This window comes from Cohnella baijiui (genome assembly GCF_020731285.1).
Taxonomy (GTDB): domain Bacteria; phylum Bacillota; class Bacilli; order Paenibacillales; family Paenibacillaceae; genus Cohnella.
In genome coordinates this window covers 41,215-57,548 of sequence record NZ_JAJFOW010000003.1, presented here as the reverse complement: position 1 = coordinate 57,548, position 16,334 = coordinate 41,215, and the positions used below count along the sequence as shown (strand labels likewise).

General features: G+C 48.5%; 17 protein-coding genes. 1 reads left to right on the top strand and 16 read right to left on the bottom strand.

The annotated features are described in order from the left end of the window. Window positions 1-9 precede the first annotated feature (9 nt). The 8 genes from LKX83_RS03885 to LKX83_RS03850 form a co-directional block, all read right to left on the bottom strand. The gene (locus tag LKX83_RS03885; RefSeq protein WP_227880857.1) at window positions 10-849 is read right to left on the bottom strand and encodes a VirB6/TrbL-like conjugal transfer protein, CD1112 family; all 840 of its coding nucleotides are present in this window, start codon (window positions 847-849) and stop codon (window positions 10-12) included. A gap of 67 nt (window positions 850-916) precedes the next feature. After that, on the bottom strand, window positions 917-1,210 hold the full coding sequence (locus LKX83_RS03880; RefSeq protein WP_256715116.1) for a glutamyl-tRNA amidotransferase: 294 nt from the start codon (window positions 1,208-1,210) through the stop codon (window positions 917-919). Between the two features lie 11 nt (window positions 1,211-1,221). Further along, window positions 1,222-2,991, bottom strand: a complete 1,770-nt coding sequence (locus LKX83_RS03875; RefSeq protein ID WP_028598724.1) for a VirD4-like conjugal transfer protein, CD1115 family — start codon at window positions 2,989-2,991, stop codon at window positions 1,222-1,224. After that, the gene (locus LKX83_RS03870) at window positions 2,978-3,169 is read right to left on the bottom strand and encodes a hypothetical protein (protein ID WP_021877380.1); all 192 of its coding nucleotides are present in this window, start codon (window positions 3,167-3,169) and stop codon (window positions 2,978-2,980) included. Before LKX83_RS03870 ends, LKX83_RS03875 begins: the two co-directional genes overlap by 14 nt. 40 nt (window positions 3,170-3,209) lie before the next feature. Beyond that, window positions 3,210-4,112 (bottom strand): hypothetical protein, encoded by a 903-nt coding sequence (locus LKX83_RS03865; protein WP_227880856.1) that lies wholly within the window; start codon window positions 4,110-4,112, stop codon window positions 3,210-3,212. Continuing rightward, window positions 4,109-5,071, bottom strand: a complete 963-nt coding sequence (locus tag LKX83_RS03860; protein ID WP_153783392.1) for a PcfB family protein — start codon at window positions 5,069-5,071, stop codon at window positions 4,109-4,111. Before LKX83_RS03860 ends, LKX83_RS03865 begins: the two co-directional genes overlap by 4 nt. Further along, entirely contained in the window at window positions 5,013-6,404 is a 1,392-nt protein-coding gene (locus LKX83_RS03855; RefSeq protein ID WP_227880855.1) for a relaxase/mobilization nuclease domain-containing protein, read from the bottom strand. Before LKX83_RS03855 ends, LKX83_RS03860 begins: the two co-directional genes overlap by 59 nt. Window positions 6,405-6,418: 14 nt before the next feature. Continuing rightward, the gene (locus LKX83_RS03850) at window positions 6,419-6,781 is read right to left on the bottom strand and encodes a plasmid mobilization protein (protein WP_227880854.1); all 363 of its coding nucleotides are present in this window, start codon (window positions 6,779-6,781) and stop codon (window positions 6,419-6,421) included. A 367-nt stretch (window positions 6,782-7,148) separates the two neighbouring features. Here LKX83_RS03850 and LKX83_RS03845 point away from each other — a divergent pair, with 367 nt between their 5' ends. After that, complete coding sequence (locus LKX83_RS03845; RefSeq protein ID WP_153783367.1) at window positions 7,149-7,367, top strand: transcriptional regulator; 219 nt, start codon at window positions 7,149-7,151, stop codon at window positions 7,365-7,367. 208 nt (window positions 7,368-7,575) lie between these two features. Here the strand turns inward: LKX83_RS03845 and LKX83_RS03840 are convergent, their stop codons facing one another. The 8 genes from LKX83_RS03840 to LKX83_RS03805 all read right to left on the bottom strand — a co-directional run bounded on the left by LKX83_RS03840 (window position 7,576) and on the right by LKX83_RS03805 (window position 16,318). Next, window positions 7,576-7,962 (bottom strand): hypothetical protein, encoded by a 387-nt coding sequence (locus tag LKX83_RS03840; RefSeq protein ID WP_153783366.1) that lies wholly within the window; start codon window positions 7,960-7,962, stop codon window positions 7,576-7,578. Window positions 7,963-8,274: 312 nt separating this feature from the next. Next, window positions 8,275-8,850, bottom strand: coding sequence for a hypothetical protein (locus LKX83_RS03835; RefSeq protein WP_153783365.1), 576 nt, complete (start codon window positions 8,848-8,850; stop codon window positions 8,275-8,277). A gap of 16 nt (window positions 8,851-8,866) precedes the next feature. Beyond that, entirely contained in the window at window positions 8,867-9,904 is a 1,038-nt protein-coding gene (locus tag LKX83_RS03830) for a hypothetical protein (protein ID WP_153783364.1), read from the bottom strand. Between the two features lie 431 nt (window positions 9,905-10,335). Continuing rightward, the gene (locus LKX83_RS03825; RefSeq protein ID WP_465249327.1) at window positions 10,336-11,061 is read right to left on the bottom strand and encodes a hypothetical protein; all 726 of its coding nucleotides are present in this window, start codon (window positions 11,059-11,061) and stop codon (window positions 10,336-10,338) included. A gap of 186 nt (window positions 11,062-11,247) precedes the next feature. Further along, on the bottom strand, window positions 11,248-12,384 hold the full coding sequence (locus LKX83_RS03820; RefSeq protein WP_227880853.1) for a Ger(x)C family spore germination protein: 1,137 nt from the start codon (window positions 12,382-12,384) through the stop codon (window positions 11,248-11,250). Next, window positions 12,381-13,907, bottom strand: coding sequence for a spore germination protein (locus LKX83_RS03815; RefSeq protein ID WP_227880852.1), 1,527 nt, complete (start codon window positions 13,905-13,907; stop codon window positions 12,381-12,383). Before LKX83_RS03815 ends, LKX83_RS03820 begins: the two co-directional genes overlap by 4 nt. A 2-nt stretch (window positions 13,908-13,909) precedes the next feature. Next, window positions 13,910-14,983, bottom strand: coding sequence for an endospore germination permease (locus LKX83_RS03810; RefSeq protein ID WP_227881115.1), 1,074 nt, complete (start codon window positions 14,981-14,983; stop codon window positions 13,910-13,912). Window positions 14,984-15,454: 471 nt separating this feature from the next. Beyond that, window positions 15,455-16,318 carry a ParB/RepB/Spo0J family partition protein gene (locus LKX83_RS03805; RefSeq protein WP_227881114.1) on the bottom strand — a complete coding sequence of 288 codons (864 nt, stop codon included), beginning with the start codon at window positions 16,316-16,318 and terminating at the stop codon, window positions 15,455-15,457. Between the last annotated feature and the right edge of the window lie 16 nt (window positions 16,319-16,334).

The following is a 16,334-nucleotide window of genomic DNA, read 5'->3' as shown; positions in this document are numbered from 1 at the left end:
ACAAGGTGATTACAGTCCCATCATTTCGCGCACGATACGATCTGCCATCTTCACCGTACCGACAAGAACGAGCATGTTGAAAATGAGTTCCCCGATATACGTCCACACCATCGTAACCGCGCCCGCACTAGAATCGACGGCTGGAGGAGCGGTAGCAAAGGCGGAATAAATGATACACGCCAGTACAATAATCGCGCCTTCCAGACACGCTGCCGCGTATCCTTTCAGGAACGACTTGCCGATATTTTGGCTTGGCTCCCCCGCAAATGCGGACAGTGGAACGGGGGCTATTGCCGTATACAAATAGATACGGAAAAAGCGCCCGTACACCGAAAGGATCATCACAAAGGATAGCACCGTAATGAACAAACTGCCGAGAATGGTGACGATCCACAGCGGAATGCTTTGCCAGAAGCCAACGTCTTCAATCGCTTGCGCTACCGTATCCGGCAAGGCCATAGCCTCTGTCGTTCCAAACCCGGAGCGTCCCATCATCGTTGAGATGATCCCCTGTACAATCGTAAAGAGAGCCATCATCAACTCCAGACCATAGGTTACGATCGCCTTGGCGAGCACAAAACGGATAAACAGCTTGACGGCCATCTCCGGCCTTTTCACTTCCGCAAAACTGCCGGTCGACTTCACCACGCCAATCACAAAAAACAAGACCAGAAGCGCCAGTCCCGTCGCCTGCAACGCACCGTGAATATCTGTGATGACACGCCAAACGCCCCCACCCTTAAAATCCGCTGGCGATTGCGTAACGAGGCTCCAGATTTCATTCATCTTATCGTTCCAGGTATCCAAGGCATTTTCGAGGTTGTCGATCACCCAACTGTTTTTTGACACATGCTCACCCCTTCCGTAAACGGGGAACAGACGAAACGTCCGCCCCCCTTCATGCAAAGCTTCAGGCTCATCCGGCAATCAGGGTAAGAATTTCCTTCGTAAACGTAATAATGACCCCTCCGGCGAGCGTCAGAAACCCGTTTGCGCGCTGAGAAGGGTCATGGGATTTTAGCGACAATCCAATTTGAACAATGCCGAAACCGAGAATAATCATGCCAATCGCACGGATTAAACCGAAGATAAAAGTAGACAGGTTGTTGACTGTCGTCATCGGATCGCCCTCTGCATAAGCAGTGGAGACGAATACAGTTCCCGTTAAGATCAGCACGATGTACAGGGCCAGCAGCCGTTTCGTTTTCATTTTCAAGTTCATCATTCCCTTCGTAAAAATAACGACTCTACTTCTTCTTCCGAAAGAAGTTCATAATCCCCGTCTGCATGAAGGAACACGGATTGCCAGTCCAAAGCGTGTTCCGTGCCGCCATGCTGATAGGGAAGACCGTTACCATCCGTCGTGAGCGAGACATGAGGATGCCTGAGCAAATCATATTTGTCGTCCTGGACTGGATGTTCGCCACGGATAAAGAGCAGGCAAAAGCGGTTATCCAGCAACCTCACCTCGTCTGGTGTGAGCAATTCGCGGCCTGATTGCTGGTAGTTGATCGAGTAGCTGCCGTTTCTCCCCTTGCTCTGGCCGTAGGTATTGGTATCAATCGTTTCCTTGCCAAGCAGCTCCGAGACGTATTTGTGGGTAGACTGTTCGTTGCCGCCCAAGTACAAAAATTCGTCGCAGTTGCCCACAATCGATTCCCACGCATCCTTGTACAGCGCCTTGAGTTGCGCTAAATTTTGCAAAATGATAGAAACTGAAATTTCCCGGCTGCGCATCGTGGAGAGCAGCTTGTCAAATTCGTCGGGAAGCGCTACATTGGCGAACTCGTCCATGACAAAGTGAACATGAACCGGCAGGCGTCCGCCATGCCGATAGTCCGCCTCGTACATCAAGCATTGAAAAAGCTGCGTGTAGAGCATGCCGACAATGAAGTTGAAGCTGCTGTCGTTATCGGGAATGACGGCAAACATCGCCGTCTTCTTCTCCCCCATAACGGGCAATTCCATTTCGTCGACCATGCTCATCCCCGCAATCGTATGCAAATTGAACTTCTCCAATCGAACGCCGAGGCCAATTAAAATGGACTTGGCCGTCTTGCCCGCCGCCAGCTTGAAAATGTTATACTGCTTGACGGCAAGGTGTTCCGGATCGCGCATGGCCAGCCGCTCGAATAGTTCATCGAGCGGGCTTTGGTACGTTTCGTCCTCCTCCCGCACCTCCGCAGCCGCGATCATTTCCATGACCATTGGGAAGTTTTGCTCCTCGGGCGGTGCTTCATATAGGAGGTATAGCACGAGCGCTTCCAGCAAGGCGGTCTCGGATCGCTCCCAAAAGGGATCGTTGGTATTGCTGCCCTTCGGTGTCGTATTGCGGATCAGATTGGTGACCAGCTTGAGAACATCCTTGTCGTCTTGCAAATAGGCGAATGGATTGTAGCCATGCGAACGGTGTGGATTGATGAGATCCAGCACCTTGATGTCATAGCCTTCGGACTTGAGTAGATGCCCGGTATCGCGCAAAATTTCGCCCTTGGGATCGAGCACGACAAAGGACGTATGCGCCTGCATAACGTTCGGCTTGGCGTAAAACCGCGTTTTGCCGGACCCGGAACCGCCGACGACAAGAACATTCAGGTTCCGGCGATGCTTGCGGCCATCCAAGCCGATGCGTACCTGCTGCGTCAGAATCTTGTTTTGTTCTGGTTGCTTGTCGCGATACTTGGCATTTATCCGTCCGGCCTTGCCCCATCGTGCGCTGCCATGCTCTTCGCGCCGCCGATAGTTGCGCGGGGACGCCAAGTAGATGCCGACCGAAATCCCATAAATCAACGTGAACAGCAACAAGCTTCGCGGCGTATCCTCGACCCATTGAATCTGGAAGGGATTGTTAATCGCCTCGCTGAGATACAACAGAAGTGCCGGTAATCCCTTTGACAAAGCGGGGGCGGCAAGCAGCGCCGCCCACACGACCGGAATAAAAAAAACCGCAAAGAGTAAAAGATTACTCCTTGCGGTTTCAGCGCGCCGCATGATGACTCCGGCGCTTTATTTTTTGATAGGGAGCGTCAATCGCTTTGAGCAGTAAATCGTCAACAGGATCGGTCGGCCGCTGCTGGCCGATCAAGTCGTTGCGGAGCGCATTCAAGGCGTTGATGACAATGCCATGCTCGTAATGATCCATTCTCAGGATGCGTTCTTCCTCTTTCATCGCCACTCCTCCCAACAGAAAAATGAAAAGCATGCCACGACTAGCGGGTGGAATCGCTGCGATTCGGTTGCTGCTGTCGCTGCTGGGCCAGCATACGGTGCATACGGCGGGAAATGTCGTGTGCCGCATCCTTCATCACCGTCAGCTCGGCGCGAATATGCTGCGGCTCCAACTCCTTGAGCCGTTCGTGAACCCGGCCGAAGCGGAAAGAAGCCGTCTCGACGCCGAACTTTTTGCAAAGCATATACGCGGCGCAATAAGCTTGGAAATTGTAATGGGAGCGGCTGTAGTCGTTATGGCCGCAATCAATCTCCGCATGCGCCAACTCCTGTGCGAGCGCCCGAAAAATGTCACTGGCCCCAAGCCCGCGACGTATCACGATGTTTCGCGTATCCGGCTGATAGAGCGCATGAACCTCCGCAGGCAAGGCATCTCCAATCGTAATCGCAACAGGTGAGCGGTCCATCAATGCCTTGATGCGCGTGCGGTCATCCGGGTAGATCGGTGATTCCTTTTTCGGTGCGGTTGTTTGCGCAACATCGAACATCTTCTTGGGGTTGTAGCTGATTGCGGTACTCCCATCTTCTCGCTTGTATTCCTCGCCTGGCTCCAAGATGTAAAATCCGGATTCCTTGCGCCGGATATAGACGCCTTGTTCTTTCCAGCTATCAAAATCAGCAATGCGAGTGGCATCCGGGCGCTGCGCGAAAATAAGCAGCGCATTCGCGACGCTGTAGAGATCAAAACGGCTTTGTACGTCCAGATAATGCTGAAATTGTTCGCCGTTTTGCGCAATGGCGGCTGTGGCAGTATCAATCGTCTCATACGTCCACTGCCGCAGTTCTTGCTTTTTTTGCGCCCACGCTTCTTTGTCGAACGGCTGCTCACGCTGACCGGAGGCCGTCGTGACTTGGGGCTGGAATAACTCGTCCAGTTCGCTCATTTCGATTTCCCTCGCTTTTGACTCCCGGCCATCGGAACGGATGCTTTACTGCCGGATGCCGAGTTCCCGCGATCTCTGCGCTTAGGCAACGACGGTTCCTGCACCTGCTGCCGCCGTCTGCTCTCTGCCGCCCGGTTTTCCTCCCGAATTTCACGCAGCAATTGGCGGACGGACACTTTTTCCTTCGGCTTTTCAGGGTCAATCGTAACCCTTTCGTATGCCGCGCTGCGCTCGGAGGTAGGCGCGGACGGAGAGGATGGTTCCGTTGTCCTCTCCTCCTGTGTCGGCGGGAGGGGAAGCGGACGCTCCGGTTCCGTTCGCTCGACCTCCCACGCCTCGGCCGCCGGTTGATCGGTTCCCTGCTGCTCGTTTACCGGCTGCACCTCTGCCGCCGGCTCGGGCTTTCCCAACAAATCGTCCAAAAAATCTTCGCTCACTACCGCTCCCTCATTTGAAGCTGGCGACTCGTTGGCTCCTTCTTCGGGTGTCCCGGCATGTTGCTCCGGTGGTTGCGCCGCCCCTTCACGCTCGACCGACTGCTTCTCGCTGCGGGATTTCACAATCTCCTGCTTGATGCTGGCCGTATCTACGGTCGCCAGCTTGAAGCGTTCAACTATTCGGTTGATCTTGGACGCATCCTCGGCCCGTACCATGACGTCGCAAAGCCCGTCCACATTTTTCTTGTCACGCAGCGCGCAATAGAGGACACCATACCGCTTCGCTTCTTTGCAAAACGTCGGCAAGTCTTCATTTCGTACTGCAAATACCTTCAGTTCCTTACCGCTGCGCAGCAAGCTTTCCAAACGAATGCGGCCTCTTGTTCGTTTTTGCCCTTGCAGGGCGGCGAACAAATAAACGGCCAGATGCTTCGCGCCTTCGCCGGAAATTTTCGCCATGACTTCAATGCCACGAAGACTCATGCTGACGACCTGATCGGCCGCCTCCGTTCCGCTGCTCATGGACATTGGCCTCCCTTCGTGTCGATTGGTCTTCCTCGTTACGTTGCAGCTTGTTTGCCAGTTCGTCGGATCGGGCAAGAACGCCCGTACAAAGCCTCACCTCCTTTCGGAGCTTCGCAAGCTGACGGGAAAGTTCGGCAATTTGCGATTTATACGACTCGATTTGCTCGGGAAGCTGACAGCGGCGAAGCCGGTTGTACAGCATTTTGCGGGAGCCGTATCCTTGTCGCAATTCCGTTTGCAGCCCGTCAAGATAACCCGTCAATTGATCCGTATTGGAAATTCGATGACGGCATAACAGCTTGGTTTGCTCCGTGATGGCCGTCAGATATCGTAAGTCTTCGCGCAATAAAAAAGACGTCCGTTTGAGGGACGCGCGGGAATGAGGCAGAATCCCCATCTTGAATAAGTAACGCAGATACAAGGCTTGCAGGCCGCTAAATCTACGTCCGATGTGCAGGGTACTGCGAATGATGACGGCTCGCCTACGCCGCGGCAACGGCAACGGTGGCTGACGCTGCGGCAACTGGTTTTGCAGAATGCGCTCTTTTATTGCATGCTCCGTGTAATCGTCGCCAAGACTGCGCATTCGAACAAACCGTTCTTTGCCAGGCGGGCGTACCGCCAGATGCTTGACGTTCGACTTCATTTCATAACCCTGCTTTTGAAGGATCGCGAAGAATTGCGTCATCGTCATGGCAGCGGCGATAGCGGCGTCGATGTCCTCGCGAATCAAGCCGCGCCAAGTCGGCTTGCTTTCCTGTTCCGCTCGCCACTCGCCGTAATGCTTGGCCCTACCCGGTTCCGGCTGCTCAATGACCGATAAGGCATGATCCCGGCAAAGTCGGTCGGAGGTTTGCCGCATCAGCGCGTAAGAGGCTTTGTTATCGTAGTAGCGTTTACCATCCAGAAACGACACCGAGTTTAAGACGAAGTGATTGTGCAGATGCTCCTTGTCCAAATGGGTTGATACCACGACTTCAAAGCGTTCCCCCCATAATTCCTTCGCCAGTTTGACGCCAATGGCATGTGCCATTTCCGGCGTCGTTTCGCCCGGTGCAAACGCCTGATACCCATGAAAAGCCACAATGCCATCGGTCTTTTGAAATTGTCGTTTGGTTCGCTGCATTTGCTCGTAAGCGGTAAGCGGATCGCAGTTGATTCCGCTCACGTAAAGCTGTTTTTCCGTTTTGGCATCCGCGCTGGTATAAGCGAGCACTTGCTGTAAATCATCATGCGTTACACGCGCTTGATCGGTCTTATCGGGATTGGTGGCGTAATCCAGCACACGCTTGAGGCGGTCGGTAACGTCCCATATTGCGGTTGTCGCCATGTGCGCTGTCCCCTTTACGGTGGATGTACGTCAGGATTTCCTTGTAGCTGGGTTCTCGGTTCCGGTGCGGTCACGGCTTGTTGAATCTGCTGGACGGCGCGGCGCAAGTGGTCTGCTTCCTGCTGAAAAGCCGCTCGATCCAGATGACCTGTCGCATGGGCCTTCGCTGCGAGTTGGTTAAGGTTATTGCCGATGGCGTGAAGCTCGCGCATCATCGCGAAATAGTCTTGTGGCGGCATCGCCTTCGGAACATAGCCATTAATCAGAGATCGAATATAACCCTCCTGTGAAAGTCCCGATTTTTTCGCACTCGACTGAAGTCTTGCGTTTTCATCATTGTTCACCCATACCTGAATGCGAATCGCTCGTCTTCTCATATGTTCACTTCCTTCTTCAAAGGAAATAGCCCGAATGAAACGCTAAATGGTTTCTGGCGTTTCTGAAAATACCGATCCTTGTTGAAACCTATATTCTTGATAAAACAGTGTGCTGTTGAGATAGGGGTATTAGGGGCTTGCCCCTAACAAGCGAATTTGGGAGACCAAATTCAGTGCTTGCTACAACGTGAGACATAGTCTCACGTTGTCAAAGGAACACCAACCGAAAAAAATGGGAAGGGCTTGGCTACGACACAGGACACCCGTATCGCAAACGTCAAATAGCTTGATCCGTTCACAACGCAGCAACATTTTCTTTGCTTTAGGAAAATAAAACCTTTATGATGACATAAGGGAGCGTGATTCTATGAGTATGGCCGTCAAGGTGAAAATGCTGCTCGCGGCAAGGGGAATGACCGTTGCCGATTTAGCTGATCGAATAGATCCGAAAACAACCAGGCAAAATGTGAACACCAAGCTGAAGCGCGATAATCTCTCGGAACACGACTTGCATCAGGTCGCGAAAGCCTGCAACGCGACATTCGAAGGGATGTTCACGCTCAATGATACTGGCAAGCAAATATAAGAAACGCACCCTCGCCGAGCGGTGCGTTTTTGTATCCGTTTGGGTGAAGTTCTTCTGATATTCCCCACAAGTTATTTCGAAAGCGTGCCTTCTAATTCCAAATAGTTTGTTTAAAAGACCCTTTATTTAAGGCCCCAATTCCTCGCAGCATGCTGTGTTTGTGTTGAGTAACACTCAATTTGCCCCCTCCCCCCGCGGCTTGCCTTAATCATTGTTGAGACATTGTGTATAGAGTAAGGCCCCATTTTCCTGCGAAAATCAGGTCGTGGTTTGTTCGAGGATCCCCGTGATTATAAACAACTAAAGTACCGGAATTATCGCCATCTTTCTTAAATTTTCCTCCTTCACAAGATACATAACCAAGTTTCATTACTGGCTCTGCGGATGTATTTTTTTCTTTCAAGCCATATTTTTTCCCTGCCCATTCTATCGTCTGAGGTGGTATTTCGCATGAAGGCGATTTTGCAACGATTGACCCCATCTCATTTTGTTGTCCCTCGTCAGTCTGGTTATCATTGGTCTGACGCTCATTACCATGAGTTGAGCATCCAGCGATTACTAGTGCAGCAGCTAAAGCCGTAATTTTGATTTTCATGGGTATAGCCATTCCTTTCGCTTTGCTCAATGCACAAAACGAGATGAAATCCGTCCGTATTGAGCAATTTGTGTATTCTTAGCCAACAAGGACTTCCTTGCACTAAAATCACATGGAGTTGATTAGGCCACCTATTTTCGAGGTAACCGTATGGTTCGCCCCATACAGATAGCCATATTTGCATAAGGAATACGGCAAACCTCATTTCGTATAGTACCCCAGCAATCATCTCAATTGTGTTACGTTTTGCGTTAATTTAAACATAAAGCTCCAATGATTGGTTAGAATCATCGGAGCTTTATTGAGTTCGAGTTATTTTTTATCATCGAAAGAATTCGTTGTTAGATCAAAAACATATTGTTTGCCATCACTTGCTGATACAGAAATAAATCTTTTGTCATTTACTGAAATCATTGTAAGAATACCATGTTTCTCTGGGGAATGGAAAACTTGATATTTACGTTGACCATTTACAGTTGTTGTTATAGTAATAACACCGTCTTGTAGATCGTCTACAAAATCGCCTTTTTTATTATCATAATTTCTAAAGTTACCAGATGCAACCTGTACTTCCGTACCTTCATTTACTGGTGAGGTATATGCGTAGACGGTCGTAATTCGAATACTTTTATCAACATCGGAAACCTGAGAAACCTCGGTAATTGGAATTTCTTTATCCGGTAATGGATCTGGGCGATATACCGGCCTTGCTGCAGCTGGATCACCTTTTGGAGCCTTAGGTGCATTTGCAGCTTTTGCTTCCCATTCTTGAATAAATTGTTCCATTTTATCTGGTTTGTTACCTGCAAAAGATTTCACTGATAAAGGGATGACAATCGCTGCCGCTATCGTAATACCTACACCAATTTTTATCATTTGACTTTTCATTTTACCTGTCCTCCTCTTACATCCATCTTATGTCTGATGAATAAACTGGTGTAGTTGCTGTTTGCGTATCGGCATTTAAGGCATTATATAAATACCACCAACTTTTTAATGGAGTAGCATTAGTACCGGTACATCCCCCTACCTGACTACAAGCTGTATATTGAGATAACGCACCGGTAAATGACATGCTTGACGATCCTGAAATTACGGCCTGTTTAGAAATATTATACCATTGTTTTCCGTTTGTATCCGTTACTGTCCCATTCGATAACGTGGATTCCGTTGTGCTATAAATTTCTGGGAACGCTAATGCCTTTGCATTTCCCCAAGAAACATAGTACATATCACTCACGGTCCATCCATTATCACAACTTGCTGTACCAGAAGATGGACAACCATCTGCAGCACCGAAATTCACGAAATTATTGGACAATGCAGCGGAAAAGCCATCTACCCAAGTTCTTGTTAGAGTTTTATCACCATAAAAATTAGGTTCGATATCTATCGCACCTTGAACAGATGTTTGACTCGACCAGCCATTGGAACTTAATTCCGACGCAATTTGAGTGACCATCGCGTTCCAAGCAGAGCCATGATTTTTAACAACCGTACTACCTTGGGTAAAAATGTTATTTGAAGTTGCTTTAGAGTTACTAGTTCCTACCCCAATAATGATTTTGGCTGCAGTGTTTGAACCTGTACAGATATAATATCCTTTTGCAAATTGGTCGACAGCATCTGCAATTTGACGAGTTGTATAAAAACTCGAACCAAAAATTGATGCTCCATAATTTGTGCCATTATACTGTGGGGCACCATAAGCGATGATGACATATTTATATCCCGAAAACCCGGAATTCTTGTCATCAGTACCTAGACTACATCCTGCATTATATGAAGTTGTAGTATTAGCAGAACCGTAAAAACTTGGACTTGTCGGTGGCATTGTAGGACTAGCAAAAGCATTATTGTAAGGAATAAGGAAACTGAATACGAAAAAAAGTAATGCCAATAACCCCGGACTTTTCCATTTTTTGATTGAGCGACGCTTCACTTTACTTCCTCCTCCTTCATGTAACTTTAATAAATTAAATCGTGACAGTTCATAAACACTATGACTACCAACCTAATATGTCAAACCTCCTTTTCGAATGAGCTACTCTGACATCGCTAAGTACAAAGCATCATAATTTTGTAAAATGGGCTCTGAGTTGCTTACTTTGCCTAGCAAAGTAAGGAGTGCACCGAGTCGTTTTCCAGATAGGATCCTCCAAAGCTCACCTAGAAAACTGCTCTGTATATATAGACACATTTTGTGGGGGAATAGTTGCGGAAAAAATGGAAAATTCCCAAAATCTTGGCTACCCAGCCTTAAGGCGAGTTAGTGGCCCGAGAGGGGCTATATGAGTGTGCTCGGAAGGTGCGTCCACCAGCTGTTGACGATGGTGTACACGCCAGAAACGCATCACACCCTCATTTCGGTCTCTACGAGACACTTATCCTTCCTTCATTACCGCTTTCGACTATCTGAGCGGTTCTGTAGTTACCTAAGAGACCAGGAACGTGTTCCCACATTTTCATTGTCCGCAAAGCACGTCCGACATCCCTTGGACGCCACGGACAATCGAGATCATGCAGCGCAATTAGCTTCGTTTGCACGTTCGTACCCGTCCCCATCTTGAACGTCGATCCGAGCAGTACCCGAACTTGACCGCTGCGTACTTTCGCAAACAACTCCTTTTTCTTAACCTCTGTATTGGCGTCGTGAATATAGGCGATCTCCTCGGTCGGCACGCCTCTATCCATCAGCTTGCGCCGCAGCTCGTCGTAGACGTTGAAGGAACCATCCTGCTTGGGGATGGATAGATCGCAGAACACCAGTTGCGCTAGCCGCTCTTCCCTGCTGTCCGACCAATACCGGTAGACATTGTCCGCGCAGGCGCTGACTTTGCTGCCTTCGTCGTCAGGGAGCATCGGATTGGCTAGCCGCTGATCAAGCGCCAGCTTGCGTCCGTCATTAGTGATCGTCAGCATATTGTCCTCGTGCGGCTCCACTTGCTTCGCTCGTACCTGTTCGGCGCGGCGGGCGAGATCCGCAACCATGTCGCGTTGAAAGTCGCTTGGCGGCACGGCAACATTGTGGAAGTGAGCTTTCGGCACGGGAAGCTGGAGCATGTCCGCCGTCTGGATGTCGGCCACTTCTTTGAACACATTCATCAATTCCGGCAAATTATAAAAACGGGCAAACCGGGTTTTCGCCCGATAGCCCGTTCCCTCCGGTGCAGTTTGTCAAGGAGGTTATAACTAAAATGAAACGGGCACCGGTCGCCCAATGCCCCATATAGGGGCAGTACCAGCGAAGCTGACACCACCCGCAAAGTAAATCACAACCAAATATCAAGGTGAAAGTTTATACCTGCCAGGGTACACGATTTGTACGTTAACGTTGATCGTTCGTAAGGAATCTTTGTTTAGTACAGTCCCAGATGCAATCCGTTTCCACGCATACGGATTCCTGCGAAAAAGAGATTCCCCTAGATTATAAATATCTATTCTCTTTTCAAACGCGGTTTGAAAGGTCTGCCTAATTTGATGCTCAATTTCTTTTTGAGCCAGTTGCGTGAGTTCTTGCTCCGTAACGTCTGCATGTAGCTCATTTACTCCGGCCTTCACCTTAACGGAAATATCGAAATATGCTTTGTCATATTTAACCCTTGGTTTGACGTCATATTCGGGTTTTTCTGCGACGAGAACTGCAACAAGCTTGTTATCGGAAAACAAGTCAACGGGCAGTCGGATTGTGTGTTTATTCAGCCATGGCAATCCTTTTATTTCTTCGAGGCTCATGCGTGCGTAATATTTGTCCTTATCGTATATTTGTATGCCTGAATATCTAAGCAGCTCATGCGGTTTTTGATTTTCCTTCCATTGATCCTTTCGAACAGATAATTCTGGTATGTAGCTTGTCTTCGCCTTTTCGTTTGAATCCATTACAAATTTTTGCAGGCGGATCGGAGCGAGGATCGAACGCTGCCGATAATTCTGTTCGGGGTTATGTAGAATCGATGCTTTTGGCGATAATCTGAAAAATGGAGTCGCAATTAAGACCTCGTCAAGGGGATCGCGCGTACTGAACACCCAAGCTAAGTACCTTATCTCACGATATCGGTCGATCAGTTCCAACACTTCACCGACTTTTCGTTCCTTCAATAACCTTTCGCTAAACAAGATTGCAGAGATTTGTCCCCAGTTTAACCTTTGTTGCGAAGTGCTGTATAAATCATTCGCTGCTTCTGTAAATGAGATACCTTTTCCTCTACCGATCCAGACCGGAGGTTGTTCCGCTTTCTGTTGTCCTTCCAGTTTTGCCACTGTCGAGAAATCGAGCAACTGCGCATAAATGATGTATTGACCATCCGCATAGTCAATTCCAACAGCAGTTACATAATTCATGTTTTGCACTTCGTATCTGCTCCAACATCCGGTGAGAAAGAAGGGAAGCAGAAGAACTGCGGTAAATTTGTATGCGTTCATTTCTGCTTATCCCCTTGGCTTGTAGAATCTTGAGTATTTAGCATGTCTGGCCGAGTTTTCCGCCATCTCCATGGTAATCGGAACAAGGCATTGGCGAAGTCTTCATATAGAGGCGAAACCGGAGCCAGGTAAGGCAAACCGCATGAACGCAAAGAGGCTAAATGAGTTGTCACGATAAACAAAGCAAGTAAAAAACCATAGATCCCCAAGATGGCAGACAAAGCGAACATGAAGAAGCGCAAAATGCTCATTGTCCCAGTCAGTGACTGGTTGGATAAAGTCGAACCGAACACTTGCGTAATTGCACCTATGACAACAATGCTAGGGGATAAAAATCCTGCGCGTATGGCCGCATCCCCTAAGATGAGCCCTCCCACTACCGTAACTGTAGATCCTACCGCTGAAGGCAACCGAATACCGGCTTCCCGCAATATTTCCAAAAAGATGAGCACGAGAAACATTTCCCCTGCCACGCCAAGAGGAATACCTAGCCGGTTGACGCCAAGTGTTGCAAGAAGGTAATAGGGTAGTTGATCTTGATGATACGCAAGAATTGCGACCCAAAAACCGGGTAGCATAAGTGATACGGATAATCCAAGCAAACGAAGCGATTGTCCAAACGTAGCAGACAAAGCAGTAAAGTGGATGTCTTCTGGCGTTTTCAGGAGCAGGAACAAATTGGCCGGAGCGATCAATGCAGCCGGTGTACCATCCACAATCAGCGCTACACGTCCATTCATCATGCAGTTAACGGTAAAGTCTGGTCTTCCCGTATAGCCCATCAAAGGAAACAAAGCTTTGGCCGGTTCCATTAACTCTTCCAGTTGAGTGGCGCTGAATGCTCCGTCAATTTGAAGGCGATCCAATTTAGTCTTGATATCTTGGACGATTTTCGGATCAACAATGTCTTGCATATAGAGAATTGCAATGGTTGTTTTTGTCCGGACACCTACTGTTTTCGTTTCGTATACCATGCTTGTTGACTTGATTCGTTTCCGAATTAACGCAACATTGACACCGAGTTCCTCAACAAAACCGTCTTTCGGCCCGCGAATAGAGACTTCGATATTGGATTCTTCGGGCTGGCGTGCCGGTTTTTTCGATATGTCGAGGGAGAACAAAGAAGTTAGTGTCGGAATAAACAAAAGCAGTTTTCCCTCAAAAATGTCCGTTTCGGATTTCTGCCCCCACTCCTCGAAGGAAATGCTCTCAAGCTGTAATTGACACGACTCAAGAACTTCCTTGTTCTTTTGAAAACCGTGATTTTCGTAAAACCGAGTCAAGTGAGGAAGCACCACATCCTGAATGAGTTGTTGGTTGTCACATAACCCATCGCAATACAGTAAAACGATCCTTGATTGATCGTCGCCAGTTTTTAATTTGTAAACATGATGCTTTATATCACGACACATCTGGAAACGTTGAAGAAGTGTTTGTTCATTAAGCGGTTGTGTATCAGGCGCCCCTTGTTGTGTCGACGATTTTATGTCCTTTGCCCATTTATTTTTGAAAACCTTTATCATCTTCAATTGCTCCTTTTACTCCGTGTTGAGATTAAAATTCGCACGAAATATACGAACATGACCCCAATGGTAAAGACACAAAACGAAGGAAAGTAATATCGGCTGAGCAGGTCTTGAAAAAGCATATCGCTGATTGGCAACAATGTAGCAACCAGCATGAATAAAGCGCCCAGAAACATAGGCAACCACTTATACTTTTGCAATTTCCACAATTCGCTTAAGAGTAACAGGGAAAGGGAAACTCGAATGTACATACCGGATAACCACTGGTAAATCGAGAAAAAATCAACATGCTCCACATACTCGCCCAGTCGAACCATTCTCCATTGTTCGAAAGCGGGGTATCGTTGGTGTGCCGCTTCATCAGGGCCGTACATGGTAATCGAGCCCATCAAAGGGCCGATCGTTAGCCCGGATAATATGATGCAAATAAGCATTAAACTTTTGAAACCTGGTTTTTTCGTTAACTTGTGCTGAAACAAAATCAGCAACGACAACTCCAACAATCCCCCAGCTACGTAGGGAATGCCTTTCCAAAGCGGAGATATCCCATTTTCGAGTAGAGGAAAAAGCATGGTGTAGTCTTTAAACTGAAAGTTTGCAGACATGACAAGGTCACCCAGAATAACAACAAAAGGCAACAATATCCCGCTTAAAATTGCAATGGTGCGAAGCCCTTGAAATGCCGCGAAGAAGCATCCGAAAAGCGTTGTTCCTGCGAGAACAAGCATTGGAGATTGAGGCATATAAGTTGCAATTGTCCATGTTATAGTGTCCTTAAAGGAAATGAGTCCCATAAGCCATACAAGTACACTGTATAGGACAATCAAGGTTGCCGAGAGAACCATTCCGAATTGTTGCTTTAACCAATCCCTAACATGCATTCCGTTCATGTTTTTTAGGATATAGCTCAGAATGCCAATCCAAATTGGCGAAGCGATTAAAACAAGAAGTACTACAAGCCAGGCATCTCGCCCTGATGCACCGAGCAGTAACGGTATGATGATGACGTGGTTCAGCAAACCGACAGAAAGTATTATGATCATGTATGACTGTAAAACTGAAATTTTCGGCATCAACTCACCTTACCCTGTGAAATACTAAATGGAAGCAGTACCATTACATTCCCCATCTTCTTCATCTTCATCCCAAATTACTCATTTCAGAAATTCCTTTCGATAAAGATCCAGCTTTGATTCGGGAATTAGAACTTCGCAGCATTTATTCCCATATTGTCTCATTAAGTATGCTTTGGTATACCGATTTTGACCATTTTAGGTAACTTTTCTCGGAGGGGATCATTTGAAGCGAAATTGGGAGCTTAGATTTACGGAAAAAAATTCAAGACTGTTGCGTATGTCAAGGCCGGATTTAAATTGACCCACTAACGCCAACTTAAAAATGACCCACTCGCTGACCGTCTGCGCTTGGGGGAAGTGGCAGCTTCCCTCTCATCCGGTAGCTGTTGCTCCCATTTAATTACATCTACTTTGCGGATGGTGTCAGCTTCGCTGGTACTACTACTCCAAATACCAGCCGGGAAAAAGTCAGCGGCTGTTCTCGCGGCCCCGTTCCCTCCTTTTCTTCCATTCCTCCAGCAGCTTCAATATGGTCTGTTCCATCTGCTGGGCCGTATAGCCCTTCGGAAAATAGTCCTTGATGCTTTCCTTTTGCAGCTTGATTTGTTCCCGTTGACTCGGTTTTTCCTCGATCATGATTTTGAAAATCGCGTCCATGTCGAGCAGGCCGTTGGCCCTCAGTTTTTTCATGCGCTGGGCTTGGGAAAGGGAAGGGGTGCGTTCCTCGCTACCCATCGTTTCCAGCAAGGCTTCCTGTTCTTTTTCGGACAGATAGGACAGCTCCACGGCAGGACTGAACGCCACCTTGCCGCTGTCCACCATTTCCAGAAGCGGCGGAATCAATTCAGTCAGCCGGATATAGCGCTGCACCTGCGTCGCGCTCGTTCCTACATCAACGGCAACGCGCTCCCGCGACTTCTGTCCGAGTTGGTCAGGAGTTCCGCTATCGGCCAAATCGTTGCGCTGCCCTTGCCGTTTGATGGCATCTAGCTTCATCTTGTAGGCCCATGCTTTTTCGGACGGCAACACATGCTCGCGGTGCAGATTGCTGTCCACCAGGGCGATAATCGCGGCGTTTCGGTCCATTTCACGAATGAAGGCGGGGACCGCAGCGATTCCCGCTTTTTCACAAGCCGCCTTTCGTCGGTGTCCGGATATGATTTCATAACCTCCTCCATCCCGCGGTCGCACGACAAGCGGCGAGATCACGCCATGCTTCCGAATGCTTTCCGCGATGGCCTGCAACTCGTCGATATCCGCAACATGATAGGGGTTGTCGGTCCTGATCGTTACATCCGGTTGGATGTAACGATCGCGTCGCCCTGAAGGCACCTGCCGTGAAAAAGGG

Bases quoted from the DNA above. Each gene is read 5' to 3' on its own strand.
- LKX83_RS03880 (WP_256715116.1), bottom strand. From the start codon at position 1,210: ATGAAAACGAAACGGCTGCTGGCCCTGTACATCGTGCTGATCTTAACG.
- LKX83_RS03875 (WP_028598724.1), bottom strand. From the start codon at position 2,991: ATGCGGCGCGCTGAAACCGCAAGGAGTAATCTTTTACTCTTTGCGGTT.
- LKX83_RS03870 (WP_021877380.1), bottom strand. From the start codon at position 3,169: ATGAAAGAGGAAGAACGCATCCTGAGAATGGATCATTACGAGCATGGC.
- LKX83_RS03865 (WP_227880856.1), bottom strand. From the start codon at position 4,112: ATGAGCGAACTGGACGAGTTATTCCAGCCCCAAGTCACGACGGCCTCC.
- LKX83_RS03860 (WP_153783392.1), bottom strand. From the start codon at position 5,071: ATGAGCAGCGGAACGGAGGCGGCCGATCAGGTCGTCAGCATGAGTCTT.
- LKX83_RS03855 (WP_227880855.1), bottom strand. From the start codon at position 6,404: ATGGCGACAACCGCAATATGGGACGTTACCGACCGCCTCAAGCGTGTG.
- LKX83_RS03850 (WP_227880854.1), bottom strand. From the start codon at position 6,781: ATGAGAAGACGAGCGATTCGCATTCAGGTATGGGTGAACAATGATGAA.
- LKX83_RS03845 (WP_153783367.1), top strand. From the start codon at position 7,149: ATGAGTATGGCCGTCAAGGTGAAAATGCTGCTCGCGGCAAGGGGAATG.
- LKX83_RS03840 (WP_153783366.1), bottom strand. From the start codon at position 7,962: ATGAAAATCAAAATTACGGCTTTAGCTGCTGCACTAGTAATCGCTGGA.
- LKX83_RS03835 (WP_153783365.1), bottom strand. From the start codon at position 8,850: ATGAAAAGTCAAATGATAAAAATTGGTGTAGGTATTACGATAGCGGCA.
- LKX83_RS03820 (WP_227880853.1), bottom strand. From the start codon at position 12,384: ATGAACGCATACAAATTTACCGCAGTTCTTCTGCTTCCCTTCTTTCTC.
- LKX83_RS03815 (WP_227880852.1), bottom strand. From the start codon at position 13,907: ATGATAAAGGTTTTCAAAAATAAATGGGCAAAGGACATAAAATCGTCG.
- LKX83_RS03810 (WP_227881115.1), bottom strand. From the start codon at position 14,983: ATGCCGAAAATTTCAGTTTTACAGTCATACATGATCATAATACTTTCT.